Source organism: Lentzea miocenica (genome assembly GCF_033949945.1).
Classification (GTDB): Bacteria; Actinomycetota; Actinomycetes; order Mycobacteriales; family Pseudonocardiaceae; genus Lentzea; species Lentzea miocenica.
This window is the reverse complement of record NZ_JAXAVW010000008.1, coordinates 18,344-31,153: the sequence shown is the minus strand read 5'-3', so window position 1 is coordinate 31,153 and position 12,810 is coordinate 18,344. Positions and strand designations below refer to the sequence as shown.

Annotated in this window: 14 protein-coding genes; 10 read left to right on the top strand and 4 right to left on the bottom strand. The window is 67.6% G+C overall.

Annotated features, from left to right (window positions below):
- Window positions 1–8: 8 nt before the first annotated feature.
- Complete coding sequence (locus SK803_RS11250) at window positions 9–521, top strand: hypothetical protein (protein ID WP_319965820.1); 513 nt, start codon at window positions 9–11, stop codon at window positions 519–521.
- Here the strand turns inward: SK803_RS11250 and SK803_RS11245 are convergent.
- Window positions 510–926 carry an SWIM zinc finger family protein gene (locus SK803_RS11245; protein ID WP_319965819.1) on the bottom strand — a complete coding sequence of 139 codons (417 nt, stop codon included), beginning with the start codon at window positions 924–926 and terminating at the stop codon, window positions 510–512. The genes SK803_RS11250 and SK803_RS11245 overlap by 12 nt on opposite strands.
- A 38-nt stretch (window positions 927–964) precedes the next feature.
- Between SK803_RS11245 and SK803_RS11240 the strand changes: the two genes are divergently transcribed.
- Window positions 965–1,399, top strand: a complete 435-nt coding sequence (locus tag SK803_RS11240; protein WP_319965818.1) for a GNAT family N-acetyltransferase — start codon at window positions 965–967, stop codon at window positions 1,397–1,399.
- On the opposite strand, the gene SK803_RS11235 is transcribed toward SK803_RS11240, so the two are convergent.
- Both SK803_RS11235 and SK803_RS11230 read right to left on the bottom strand, forming a co-directional pair.
- Window positions 1,396–1,620 (bottom strand): hypothetical protein, encoded by a 225-nt coding sequence (locus tag SK803_RS11235; RefSeq protein WP_319965817.1) that lies wholly within the window; start codon window positions 1,618–1,620, stop codon window positions 1,396–1,398. The genes SK803_RS11240 and SK803_RS11235 overlap by 4 nt on opposite strands.
- Before the next feature lie 80 nt (window positions 1,621–1,700).
- A complete protein-coding gene (locus tag SK803_RS11230) occupies window positions 1,701–1,826 on the bottom strand; it encodes an LPXTG cell wall anchor domain-containing protein (RefSeq protein WP_319965816.1) in 126 nt (41 codons plus the stop codon).
- Between the two features lie 60 nt (window positions 1,827–1,886).
- Here SK803_RS11230 and SK803_RS11225 point away from each other — a divergent pair, with 60 nt between their 5' ends.
- Window positions 1,887–2,570: a 3-keto-5-aminohexanoate cleavage protein gene (locus SK803_RS11225; protein WP_319965815.1), complete on the top strand. Its 684-nt coding sequence runs from the start codon at window positions 1,887–1,889 to the stop codon at window positions 2,568–2,570.
- Here the strand turns inward: SK803_RS11225 and SK803_RS11220 are convergent, their stop codons facing one another.
- The gene (locus tag SK803_RS11220) at window positions 2,571–3,224 is read right to left on the bottom strand and encodes an ACT domain-containing protein (RefSeq protein ID WP_319966080.1); all 654 of its coding nucleotides are present in this window, start codon (window positions 3,222–3,224) and stop codon (window positions 2,571–2,573) included. It abuts the gene before it with no gap.
- Window positions 3,225–3,442: 218 nt separating this feature from the next.
- Between SK803_RS11220 and gatC the strand changes: the two genes are divergently transcribed.
- From gatC to SK803_RS11185, 7 genes are all read left to right on the top strand, one after another.
- The gene (gene gatC / locus SK803_RS11215; protein WP_319965814.1) at window positions 3,443–3,742 is read left to right on the top strand and encodes an Asp-tRNA(Asn)/Glu-tRNA(Gln) amidotransferase subunit GatC; all 300 of its coding nucleotides are present in this window, start codon (window positions 3,443–3,445) and stop codon (window positions 3,740–3,742) included.
- Window positions 3,739–5,223 carry an Asp-tRNA(Asn)/Glu-tRNA(Gln) amidotransferase subunit GatA gene (gene gatA / locus SK803_RS11210; protein WP_319965813.1) on the top strand — a complete coding sequence of 495 codons (1,485 nt, stop codon included), beginning with the start codon at window positions 3,739–3,741 and terminating at the stop codon, window positions 5,221–5,223. Before gatC ends, gatA begins: the two co-directional genes overlap by 4 nt.
- Complete coding sequence (locus SK803_RS11205; protein ID WP_319965812.1) at window positions 5,220–5,417, top strand: hypothetical protein; 198 nt, start codon at window positions 5,220–5,222, stop codon at window positions 5,415–5,417. Before gatA ends, SK803_RS11205 begins: the two co-directional genes overlap by 4 nt.
- Window positions 5,414–6,916 (top strand): Asp-tRNA(Asn)/Glu-tRNA(Gln) amidotransferase subunit GatB, encoded by a 1,503-nt coding sequence (gene gatB / locus SK803_RS11200; RefSeq protein ID WP_319965810.1) that lies wholly within the window; start codon window positions 5,414–5,416, stop codon window positions 6,914–6,916. Before SK803_RS11205 ends, gatB begins: the two co-directional genes overlap by 4 nt.
- A gap of 185 nt (window positions 6,917–7,101) precedes the next feature.
- Window positions 7,102–7,353, top strand: coding sequence for a hypothetical protein (locus SK803_RS11195; RefSeq protein WP_319965809.1), 252 nt, complete (start codon window positions 7,102–7,104; stop codon window positions 7,351–7,353).
- An 82-nt stretch (window positions 7,354–7,435) separates the two neighbouring features.
- Window positions 7,436–10,009, top strand: coding sequence for a CHAT domain-containing protein (locus SK803_RS11190; RefSeq protein WP_319965808.1), 2,574 nt, complete (start codon window positions 7,436–7,438; stop codon window positions 10,007–10,009).
- A gap of 208 nt (window positions 10,010–10,217) precedes the next feature.
- The gene (locus tag SK803_RS11185) at window positions 10,218–12,701 is read left to right on the top strand and encodes a M14 family zinc carboxypeptidase (RefSeq protein WP_319965806.1); all 2,484 of its coding nucleotides are present in this window, start codon (window positions 10,218–10,220) and stop codon (window positions 12,699–12,701) included.
- Window positions 12,702–12,810 lie beyond the last annotated feature (109 nt).

Here is a 12,810-nt window from a genome sequence, read left to right as displayed (position 1 = left end):
TTCGCGAGATGAGATGGGCCGTGGTCCTGCTCGTGCCGGCGTTGGCGCTGGGAGCCTCGGCCGGCCCGATCGTCCTGGCCGGCCCGGACCAGCGCCAGATCGCCGGCATCGCCCAGCGCTACCTGGAGAACCGGGCCCGGAAAGTCACCACCGGCCCGCAGACTCCTGGCTTCGGCGTGCCGGTCACGCCGGCTCTGGCCGCGAAACTCGACGTCCACGAGGCGAAGCTGGACGCCGCCAGGAGGTCCCCGGCTCGCACGCGTTACCGGTCCGCGGAGATCAAGACGCGCGTGGACCGGTTCGACGTCGACCAGAACCGCAGGGTCGTCGTGGCACGCGTCCACGAGCACGCCGAGCTGAACTTCACCGATGCCGGCACGACCCAGTACACCGGCTACGGCCTGCCACACCTGCTGACCTTCAACCGCACCAACGAGGGCTGGGTGCTCGCCGACGTGGCATTGGGGCACTACAAGCACTGCGCGCTGCTGCCGGAAACCCAGCAACCGTCAGAGTGCTGAGATGATCCGCCCCCGCAGTTTGGAATCACCAGCCGCCTGCTCGTACAGCAGGTCGCGCAGGACCTCCGCGGGCAGCGATCTCAGCGCGTCCTTGAGCTCCAGGTCCTCCGCGTCCGGCGGCGGCACCGTCTCACCGCGGTCCAGCAACACCAGCCCAACGGCCACGCAGTGCTTGCAGAAGAACCCCTCGGACCCGTGCGGACAACTGCAGGCGCCCACCAGATGCGTGCCCGACCACGAAAGCTGCACCACGTACGCCGCGTCGTCACCGCCCCGCACCCGCGCCGCCACGTGCCTGCTGTGCACCCGCAAGGACTGCACGGAGTCGCGGTAGGTGAGCCCGCGCCAGTACGACTTGGTGCCCGCGCGGTGCAGCAGCAGCTCGGTGGTGAGGGTCGTCGACACGGGGGTCATCCAACCGGGTGACACCAGAAAGGATCAACATGATCGCGATCGGCCCACTGGAACCAGAGGACCGCGCCAGGTGGCAGGAGCTCTTCGAGGGCTACAACACCTTCTACGAACGCACGCTGCCAGCGGAAACCTACGACGAGAAGTGGGAAGCGTTCCAGGCGGGCAAAAGCATCCACGCCCTATGCGCCCGCGACGAGAGCAACATCGTCGGCATCACCCACTTCTTCAAACACCCCAGCACGTCCGGCCCGGACGTCTGCTACCTGCAGGACCTCTTCACCGCACCCGAGGCGCGCGGCCGTGGTGCCGGCCGCGCGCTCATCGAGGCGGTGACGGAGTGGGCTCGCGAACAGGACTGCGCCCGCGTCTACTGGCACACCAGCGAGTGGAACGAAACCGCCCGCAAGCTCTACGACCAGGTCGCGGAGAAGACGCCGTTCGTCCACTACCGCATCGTGCTCTAACGAGCCGTCGCCTCCAGGTCGAGCAACGTCACGGCAGCGCGGAAGAACTTGTTGGTGCCCAGGTCGCGCACCGTCTTGATGTTGAACGCGGACTTCAGCTTCTCCGCGTCACCCGCGCTCACGCCCTGCAGCGCGTCGACGGGGGCGTCCAGGATCTCGCTGAGCGGGAGGTTCTCGTAAGCCTTGTCGAGGAGCATGTCGAGGTTCACGGTCACGGCCATGATCTTCTTACCTCCAGAAAGGTGGGGGCGATCACGGACGATTCTGGTGGCAGATCAGCGAGCCCGCAGAACGGCGACGCTCACCGCTTCCGCTTGAGCGCGACCACGATCACCGCCGCGACCGCGATCACCCCGGCCACACCCAGCGCCAGATCGCCGATCGCCAGACCAGTCGTCTCTTGGGCGAGCACCAGGGCCAGTCGCATGTCCCCAAGCTAGCCGTTGGAGCAACGCGACCGCGAGGTTTGTGTGGGACCGTGTGAAGTGTGCTGCAAGCCTGTCTGAACGGCTCCCGCACAGCCGAGGAGCACCCGGCCCTGCCGCTGTCACCCGAGCGCCTGGCCGAGGACGCCGCCGACGTCGCCGCGCTCGGCGTCACCTCGGTGCACATCCAGCCGCGGGACGTCATCGGCGCGCTGACGCTGGCCGGTCCCGAGATCGCCACCACGATCGCCACCGTCCGGGCGGCGGTGCCGGGCATCGAGATCAGCGTGTCGACGAACGTTCCCGGCAACCGCACCACGTTGATCGGCAGCTGGGCACCGCTCGCGGCGGGGCGGCCGGACATCGCCGGCGTGCACGTGAACCAGCCTGGCTGGCGTGAGCTGGCCGAAGCACTGCACCGGGTCAACGTCGGTGTCGAACTCGTCGTGGAATCGCCCGCGGACCTGACCGAACTACCGCTGGGCATCACGAGGATCACCGTCAGCGCGACCCGTCAGGCCGCGGCACAGCTGCTTCTGCACGTGGAACCGCTCGGCCTGCCGATCCTGTTGCACGGCAAGGACGACGACGCCTGGTTGGTCTTCGGGTACGCCGCGACGCTCGAACACCACGTGCGCATGGGTTTGGAAGACACCCTGCTGATGCCCGACGGCCGCCGGGCCAGGAACAACGCCGAGCTGATCGCGATGGCCAGACGGCAGCGCAGGGCCAAGGCCCCCAGCTAGCTAGTCCGGCAGCACGACCGCGACGATTCCGGCCAGATGAGCCAGGCGCGCCACCTCTGCCGCGCGGAACATCGGTCCGCCGGGACGTCCGACGACCAGCACGCGGTCCGGCTTTCCCAGCGGCGTCGCGGCGAGTTCGGTGCCCAGCTCGCGCCAGGTCTCCGGTACCCACTCCTCCTCGCCGTCGAGCACGGTCGCGCGCTCCAGCGGGAACCACGGCACGTCGGCCATCCGGGTCTCCGGGGCGGCGGAAGAGGCGGTCAGCCGGTTGATGCCGGTGCCTTCCGGACCTACGACGACGGCCCAGCCGGCGCGGATGATCTTCGGGACGCCCTCGGTGAAGATCTCGAGGCCCTTGCGCGGGTCGTCGGCGATCTCCTCGACGAGTTCCAGCTCGCGGTGGGTGTCCAAAATCCCTGCGTACGGCCGCACGGCGTCGACCTCGACGCCTTCGACGGATTCGGCCGCGGTGATCAACGTGTCGGGCAGGCGGCCCGAGGGCAGTTCCACCACGAGGTCGTCGATGGCCAGGCCGGAACCGCGTTCCACCACGTCGACGCTGAGTATGTCCGCCCCGATCGCGCCCAAAGCCGTTGCGACCGCGCCGAGGGTGCCGGGACGGTCCGGGAGCTGGACCCGGATCAGGAACGACAAGGTGAACGCCTCCATAGCTCGTGCGCGAGACCCCGCGTCTTGCGCCGTTGCCGGTCGGTGATTCTCGCAGACGCAGCCTGTACTCATGACCCGCTGTCCGCGTTGCGGAACGGTTAAGTTGATTCGCCAGGCAGTAACCGGTTCGAGGACGGCACTGACCAGCCCATAGACTCACGGGGTTCCCGATTCGTATCCCGACCCTACGGGGGTTGACAGGAGTGCCCAGCATCTCCCGCGACGAGGTCGCGCACCTGGCGAAGCTCGCCAGGCTGGCTGTTACCGACGACGAGCTCGACTTGTTCGCCGGACAGCTCGACGTGATCCTCCAGTCGGTGGCCTCGGTTGGCGACATCGCCACGGCCGACATCCCGCCGACGTCGCACGCCGTTCCGCTGACCAACGTCTTCCGCGAGGACGTGGTCCGTCCGAGCCTCGGTCAGCAGCAGGCGCTCTCAGGCGCTCCTGAAGCCGAGGACGGCCGGTTCCGCGTGCCCCGCATCCTGGGTGAGGAAGCATGACCAACGACCTGATCCACGCCACCGCGGCCGAACTCGCCGCGAAGATCCACAGCGGTGAGGTCTCCAGTGTCGAGGTCACGCAGGCCCACCTGAACCGCATCGCCGAGACCGACGGCAAGGTCCACGCCTTCCTGCACGTCGACACCGAGGGCGCGCTCGCGCAGGCCCGCAAGGTCGACGAGGCCGTCAAGGCGGGCGAGAAGGTCTCCGCGCTCGCCGGTGTGCCGCTCGCGCTCAAGGACGTCATGACGACCGAGGGGGTGCCGACCACGGTCGGTTCCAAGATCCTCGAAGGCTGGATCCCGCCGTACGACGCCACGGTGACGCGCAAGCTCAAGGAAGCCGGCGTCGTCATCCTCGGCAAGACGAACATGGACGAGTTCGCCATGGGTTCGTCGACCGAGAACTCGGCGTACGGCCCCACGCACAACCCGTGGGACCTCGACCGCATCCCCGGTGGCTCCGGCGGTGGCTCGTCCGCCGCGCTGGCCTCCCTGCAGGCGCCGCTCGCGATCGGCACCGACACCGGTGGCTCGATCCGCCAGCCCGGTGCGGTCACCGGCACCGTCGGTGTGAAGCCGACCTACGGCGGTGTCAGCCGTTACGGGCTCGTCGCGTTCTCGTCGAGCCTCGACCAGGCCGGTCCGTGTGCGCGCACGGTGCTCGACGCCGCGCTGCTGCACGAGATCATCGCGGGCTACGACGAGATGGACTCCACCTCGATCAACGCCCCGGTGCCGCCGGTCGTCGCCGCCGCCCGCGAGGGTCTGAACGGCGACCTGTCCGGCCTGCGCATCGGTGTCGTCACGCAGTTCAGCGGTGAGGGCTACCAGCAGGGCGTGGCGCGCAGCTTCGAGGCCGCCGTGTCGCAGCTCAAGGAGCTCGGCGCGGAGATCGCGGACGTGTCGTGCCCGAGCTTCGACTACGCGCTGCCCGCCTACTACCTCATCGCGCCGAGCGAGTGCTCGTCGAACCTCGCCCGGTTCGACGCCATGCGCTACGGCCTGCGCGTCGGCGACGACGGCACGCGCAGCACCGAGGAGGTCATGTCGCTGACCCGCGAGGCCGGTTTCGGCCCGGAGGTCAAGCGCCGCATCATGATCGGCACGTACGCGCTGTCGTCCGGCTACTACGACGCGTACTACGGCTCGGCCCAGAAGGTCCGCACGCTGATCACGCAGGACTTCGCGAAGGCGTTCGAGAAGTTCGACGTGCTCATCTCCCCGACCACGCCGACCACGGCGTTCAAGATCGGTGAGCGCACGGACGACCCGATGGCCATGTACCAGGCCGACCTCTGCACCATTCCCGCGAACCTCGCGGGCACGCCTGCCATGAGCGTGCCGAGCGGTCTGTCCGATGAGGACGGAATGCCGGTCGGTCTGCAGATCATGGCTCCCGCGCTGCAGGACCACCGCATGTACCGCGTGGCCGCCGCGTACGAGGCGGCGCGTGGCGCGTTCGGAGGTCCGTCGCTGTGAACATCAAGAAGGCACGGGGCTTCCTCGGTCTCGCCGGCGCCGTGGCAGGAGCCGTGGGCGCGTTCTCCGGCTTCCGGGCCGCCCGGGAGAAGAAGGACAAGCTGGCCCTGGCGAACGCGATCGCGAGCATCGCCGTGGCGATCACCGGTGCGGCGATGGCCGTTCGTGCTCTGCGGAAGGACGAGTTGGCATGACCTCTCTGGTTGAGCTGATGGACTACGACGAGGTCATCGAGAAGTACGACCCCGTCCTGGGCCTCGAGGTGCACGTCGAGCTGCACACCAACACGAAGATGTTCTGCGGCTGCGCCAACATCTTCGGCGGCGAGCCGAACACGAACACCTGCCCGACCTGCCTCGGCATGCCGGGCGCGTTGCCGGTGGTGAACGCCAAGGCGATCGAGTCGGCGATCCGCATCGGCCTCGCGCTGAACTGCGAGATCGCCGAGTGGTGCCGGTTCGCGCGGAAGAACTACTTCTACCCGGACATGCCGAAGAACTTCCAGACGTCGCAGTACGACGAGCCGATCGCGTTCAACGGCTGGCTCGACGTGACGCTGGACGACGGCGAGGTCGTGCGGATCGAGATCGAGCGCGCGCACATGGAGGAGGACACGGGCAAGTCGCTGCACGTCGGCGGCGCGACCGGTCGCATCCACGGCGCGGAGCACTCGCTGCTCGACTACAACCGCGCCGGCGTGCCGCTGATCGAGATCGTCACGAAGATGATCCCCGGCACCAAGGAACGCGCTCCCGAGGTGGCCCGCGCGTACGTGGCGGCGCTGCGCGACCTGCTCAAGGCGCTCGACGTGTCCGACGTCCGCATGGACCAGGGCTCGCTGCGCTGCGACGCGAACGTCTCGCTCTCGCCGAAGACCACCGGCGCGCTGGGCACCCGCACCGAGACCAAGAACGTCAACTCCCTGCGCAGCGTCGAACGCGCTGTCCGCTTCGAGATGACGCGCCAGGCCGCGGTGCTCGAGTCCGGCGGCGAGGTCATCCAGGAGACCCGTCACTTCGACGAGTCCTCGGGTTCGACGTCGCCGGGCCGCAAGAAGGAGACGGCGGAGGACTACCGCTACTTCCCGGAGCCCGACCTGGTCCCGATCGCGCCGGCGCGCGAGTGGGTCGAGGAACTCCGCGGCACGCTGCCCGAACTCCCCTGGGAGCGCCGCGCGCGCATCCAGAAGGAGTGGAACCTCACCGACGAGGTCCTGCGCGACCTGGTCAACGCGGGCGCGCTCGACCTCATCATCGCGACCGTCGAGGCAGGTGCGAAGCCGGACGAGGCCCGCCCCTGGTGGGTGTCGTACCTGGCCCAGCAGGCCAACACCCGCGGCGTCGAGCTGACCGACCTGCCCATCACCCCGGCCCAGGTCGCCAGGGTGATCGAGCTGGTCAACACCGGCGCGCTGACCAACAAGCTCGCCCGCGAGGCCGTCAACGGCGTCCTCGAGGGCGAAGGCTCCCCGGACGACGTCGTCGAGAAGCGCGGCCTCAAGGTCGTGTCCGACGACTCGTCCCTGGAGAAGGCTGTCGACGAGGCCCTCGCCGCCCAGCCGGACGTCGCGCAGAAGATCCGCGACGGCAAGGTCCAGGCCGCCGGCGCCATCGTCGGCGCGGTCATGAAGGCGACGAAGGGTCAGGCCGACGCGGCCCGCGTGCGCGAGATCGTGCTCGAACGCTGCTCGTAGATACACATTCGCCATAAAAATCACAAAGGGTCACCTGTTTGTGCAGGTGGCCCTTTGTGATCTTAGGCCGACCGAGTGGCTGTTAGCTAAATGAGACGTATACCTGTAGCCGTGTGTGCGACTCTTTCTGACGCACCCATCTGGGGGGATGGGAAGTAAATAGTCCAAACGAGGGGGGAAACCTCATGACCAGCCAGCGCGAAGGGTTCTTGGGCGACATCCTGGACAAGGTCAAGGACCTGATCACGGATGACGAACCCAAGAAGGATCCGAAGCCGCCGCAGGAAGACCCGCCGCTGACTCCGCAGTGCTGCGGGCAGCCTCCCGGTCACCCCTTGGTCGGCGAACCGCGGTTGCTCTCCGAAGGGCCGGTCGAGCACGACCTCGACTGCCCGAACCACCCGGACAACGTGGTGAAGGAAGAAGTAGCCAGCTAGTCACACTCTGCGGTGTCCGTCGACCAGGTCTGCGCCTGGTTGGCGGACAGCGCCGTTTGGAGGCATGTGGTGTGATGATCACATGCCCGCTCGTGCATTGGACACAGCGCGCGAGTTGTTCAAAAGGGGATGGGCGGACCACTCCAGGTACCGCCTGCCAGCCGCCATCCGCCTGCTGAAGCGCGCACTCGCGCACGCTGACCGCGCTCCCGATACGCCGGAGCGGTCGGAGTTGCGGGTTCGCATCCTTTACACCCTCGGCCGCTGCCTTGGTGAGACCAGCGGCATGGAGGTCGCGGTCGATGCCTTCGACGAGGCTCGGCGGGAGCTCGAGCGGTTGCCCGACCTGTGGACGCGCGCCCAGTTGAACGGGAGCATCGCTTACAGCCAGGGCGTTGTGATCATGCGCATGGGGCAGCCCGAGCAGGCCGTCCAGTGGTTCAGCATCCACATCACCTGGGCCGAGCAGGAGATAGCGCAGTCGTCCGAGCGCATCGACTCCGAGTTCTGGATGAAGGTCGCGTCGTCGTTGATCGCTCGCGCGTTCGCCTGCGCCGCGATCCGCAGGCGTGAACCCGCGATCGCCGACCTCGAACGTGCCATCTCGCTGTCCAGCGAACATCAGCTGGATGACCTCCGCCCGTACGCGGTCCACGCACTCGCCAACATTCACAAGCAAAGTGGAGATCTCGCCGAAGCGTTGCGCCGCTACGAGGAGACGGTGCGCATCCTCCGTTCCGACGAGCAGTTCTCGTTGCTCGCAGGCGTTCAGCTCGACCAGGCCGAGCTGATGCTGATGGTCGGACTGTCCGATGAGGCCGGTCGGCATCTGGACGAGGCGTTGCCGGTGATGCGCAGGGAGAAGCGCAAGCAGGACGTCGCGGAGGTCGAGATGTTCCGCGCGTCGGCCGCCTTGCTGGACGACCAGTTCGACCTCGCCCGCCGGATGGCGAAAGCCTCGATGCGCAAGCTGGAAAAGCGCGGCAGCACCTGGTGGATGATGGCTGCCTTGATCGAACTCTGGGCTCACGCCATGCAAGCGAAACGCGTGACGAATTCGCTTGTGCAGAAGGCACTGGCCCTTTCTGATCATTTGGCTGCCAATCACCTCATTGACGAAGCCAGGCTGGCGAAGTTGCTGGCCGCGCGGCTTGAGATCCGGCGAGGCCGCCTCGCCGACAGCGAAGAGCTGTTGCGGCACCTGCCGGGCCCGCGTGCGGTCACCCCGATCGACCACCGCATGCAACGCCGTCTCGTGTTGGCCGAACTCGCTCTGGCCAAAGGAAATCGCCGTGCCGCGCTGTTGCACACGAGCAAGGGTCTGGACGAACTGAGTCAGGTGCGGGACCAGCTCGGCGGTCTCGAACTGGTGTCCGCGGCAGCCGTGCACAGCCGCGAACTGGGTGAGCTGGCCATCCGCTTGGTACTGGCGAGGAACGACGCGCGGCAGTTGTTCGTGTGGCTGGAGCGCACACGAGCCCAGACCTATCGCTACGAACCACTGGAACACGTCGAGAACCCGGACCTGGCCGAACGGATCATCGAGGTTCGTGGTCTCGGCCGCGACCTGATGCGTGCCGGTCTGGACGGCAGGCCCACCACCGAACTGCGGGCCAAGCTGGCGAAGGCGCAGCGTGAGGCCAACCGGCTCGGATGGAACGCGCAGCGTTGGGGCCGCCCTCGGCCGATGGCCCGTATCAACGAAGTCATCACCGAGCTCGGTGAGCGGGCCATGGCTAGTTTCGTCGTATCTGGCGGCGAGATGGTGGCCGTGGTCATCGCCGGTGCCAAGGTGCGGATGGTGCGGCTGGGAGATGCGCACGACGCCTTGGAAAGTGCCAGGAAGCTGCACTTCGATCTCAACGCCTTGGCACCCGACCACTTGCCACCGCCCCTGGTGCAGGTCATCGGTGCATCTGCGCGTAGACAGGCCGATCGCCTCGACGACTTGTTGGTCAAGCCGCTCAGGGCGCTCATCGGCGAGCGCGAGTTGGTCGTGGTACCCACTGGGACGCTGTACGCGGTGCCGTGGGGCGTCATCCCGAGCTTGCACGGCAGGCCTGTCGTCACGGCGCCCAGCGCCACGGCCTGGCTGGCTGCCGCGCAGTCGGACAACCCGCGGACCGACCGGGTGTTGCTGGTGCGGGGGCCGAGTCTGCAGTTCCCGGACAGCGAGTTGGACCGGCTGGCCGCGCACCACGACAAGGCCACAGTGCTTTCGGGTGAGGACGCGACAGCCGCGGAGGTGCTCGCTCATCTCGACGGGGCGGACCTCGTGCACGTTGCGGCGCACGGTGAGCACGAGAACGAGAACGCGCTGTTCTCCCGGCTCGAGCTGGTTGACGGGCCGTTGTTCGCGCATGAGTTGGGCAGGCTCCGGAAGCCGCCGGCGCATGTCGTGCTGGCCGCCTGTTCGTTGGCGTTGAACCGCATCAGGCCTGGTGACGAGGCGCTCGGGTTCGCCGGTGCGATGCTGGCCGGTGGTACGCGGACGGTGGTCGCCGCGGCCAGCAAGGTCGGGGACGAGGCGAGTGCGGCGGCCATGGCCGACTACCACCGGGCGCTGGCCGCGGGGGCCGCGCCGGCGGTCGCGCTGGCCGAGGCGATGGCGAAGGATCCTTTCCGCAGGCCGTTCCTGTGTCTGGGGTCTGGCTAGGCCGTTCGAGTGGTTGTGGGCGTTCAGTGAAATGAACGGCCTGGTCAGTAGTGATTTGTATCCACACTTGTGGCGGCGGTTGGTGAACTTTTCTCGTTCGCCTGCGCGGTTCTGTGTCACTCTCTTGGTTCAGGTCTTGACCGAGGGGAAACAACGGCCCGCCTATCGGCTCTAGTCGATGAGCGGGCCGTTGTGCGAGAAACGACCGATGCGCAGAACTCTGCTCGCTTTGCTTCTGGCGGTCACCGCGGCGGTGGCGGCGCCCGTCAGTGGTACGGCACAACCACCGAACCCCGATCGAGAGCCTGGAAACGGGCCCGAGCGCAACGAAATCGCGGCCGTGGACACGGTCGGCGCCAACCTCGTCCTGGCTCAGGGGGAGAACCAGGCCGACCGCTACCAGGGCTATCCGCGCCGGACGAAGTTGCGGACGTATCCCGAGAACCCCGCCGACAAGACCATCAAGCTCAACCTGGCGCCGTACCACTCGCTCGCGCCGAAGCTGAACGCGTTGCAGCAGAAGAGCAACCGGATCTCGGTCGAGGTCGCCGGCCAGTCGGGGCTCGGCCGCGACCTGTACCTGGTCACGCTGACCGCGCCCGAGAGTCCGGCGGAAACCCGTCTGCAGGAACAGTTCCGGGCGAACGTCGAAGAGGGGCGCAAGGTCCCCGCGGGTCTGTACAAGGCGCCGGTGTGGATCAACAACAACATCCACGGTGACGAGTGGGAGGGCACCGACGGCGCGCTCCGGGTCATCGAGCACCTCGCCACGTCCAACGACCGCGAGACGCAGAACCTGTTGCGCCGCAGCAGGATCTACTTCAACCTCACGGCGAACCCGGACGGTCGCGTGGCCGGCACCCGGCAGAACAACGCGGGTTTCGACCTCAACCGCGACTTCGTCACGAGCTCGCAGCCGGAGAACCGGGCCATGCGCGAGATGGTCGAGAACACCCAGCCGTTGATGATGCTGGACGAGCACGGCTATGTGCAGAACACGCTCATCGAGCCGACCACGCCGCCGCACGGCCAGAACTACGACTTCGACCTCTACATCAAGCACGGCCTGGCCAACGGGCTCGTGATGGAGAAGGGCGTGCAGTCGCTGGGGCACCCGGAGGCGGCGAAGCCGGAGATCCCGTTCCGCGACTACGACCCCGGCGTGTGGGACGGCTGGGCACCGATCTACACCGCCCAGTACTCGATGTACCACGGCGCCATCTCGTACACGATCGAGATCCCGCAGCAGGTCAACCGGCAGGCGTACGAGACGTTGCCCGCGGCCGAGCTGCAGCGCCGGGCGAAGATCAACACCGACGTCGTCGAGTCCACCATCAAGACCACGATCGACTACGTGGACGACCACCGCGGTGAGCTGATCTCCAACCAGGTCGAGATGTTCCGCCGTGGCAAGGCCGGTGAGCCGCAGCGCGAGATCCCGGACGGGTTCGTGCCGGGATTCGGACCGGAAGACCGCTACCGCACGGAGTTCCCGCGCGCCTACGTGATCACGAACGACCGGTCGGGGCCCGCCGCTGCCCGGCTCGTCGACCTCCTGGTCTCGCACGACGTCCGGGTCGAACGCGCGGAAAAGCCGTTCACGCTGGGCGGTAAGCGTTATTCGGCCGGGTCGTACGTGGTCGACATGCACCAGCCGAAGCGCGCGCTCGCGAACGTGATGCTGGAGCAGGGCAGCGACATCAGCGCCAAGGTGCCGGTCATGTACGACATCTCCGGCTGGAGCCATCGCCTGCTCTGGGGTGCGTCGATCGACATCTACAAGAACGGCGCGTTCCACTTCAACGGCAAGGACGTCGTCGCGGCGGCCCCGACCGGCAACGTCGACGCTGTTCCCGGTGCCGACCTCGCCCTGACGTTGAACGACGCCAAGGACGCCAACGCCGTCAACGATCTCCTCGGCCGTGGCATCGTCTTGCGCCGCCAGGACGACGGCACGATCGTGGTCCCGGCAGCCGAACGGCTCGCCGCGAAGGAGGTCGCCGACCGCTACGGCGTCCGGTTCACCACCGCCAAGCCGGGCGGAACGGCGTTGCAGCGCAAGACGATCGCGGCCGCGGTCGGCCCGGACGAGCTGCAGGTGCTGCGGGAGTCCGGTTTCGACGTCCGCACGATCTCCACGAACGTGCTCAACGCGGGCTTCGACTGGTCGCGGATCGACGTGCTGTTCGTGTCGTCCGGTCTGAACTACGCGCAGCTCAACGCCACGGCCAAGGCGGCGCTCGACGAGTTCCTGAAGCGCGGTGGCGTGGTCACCCGCGGCGCGACGGGCGGCAAGTTCAACGTCGACGCCAAGTTGCTGCAGGCCACCCCGGTCGCGGGCTGGGAGGACGCCAACGGTGTGGTGAACATGGTCAACGGCACCGGCCCGATCGGCACTGGCGCGCTGCCGCACTCGTTCGTCTACTCACCGCAGTGGTTCACGAACCTCGGCACGGGCGTGACGGTCGAGCAGCGCTACGGAAGCACCGTGATCGCCGCAGGTCACTGGCGTCCACGTGACGACGGCACGGGTGGTCAGGACGCCGCTGTGGGTCAGGCGGCGGTGGTGTCCGGTACGTCGGCGAACGGCGCGAAGGTCGTGCTGTTCGGCACCGAGCCGATGTTCCGCAACCACCCGAAGGGCCTGTACGCGCAGGTGGCGCGGGCCATCTTCTGGACCGGCACCCGCTAGCACGGAACAGAGCAGGGCGGGGAGGCCCCGACAGCCTTCCCCGCCCTGCTCATCAGTACCCCGCGCCAGGGTTCCCCGCTCCCGGCCGGCAAAACACCGAAGCCTCTGA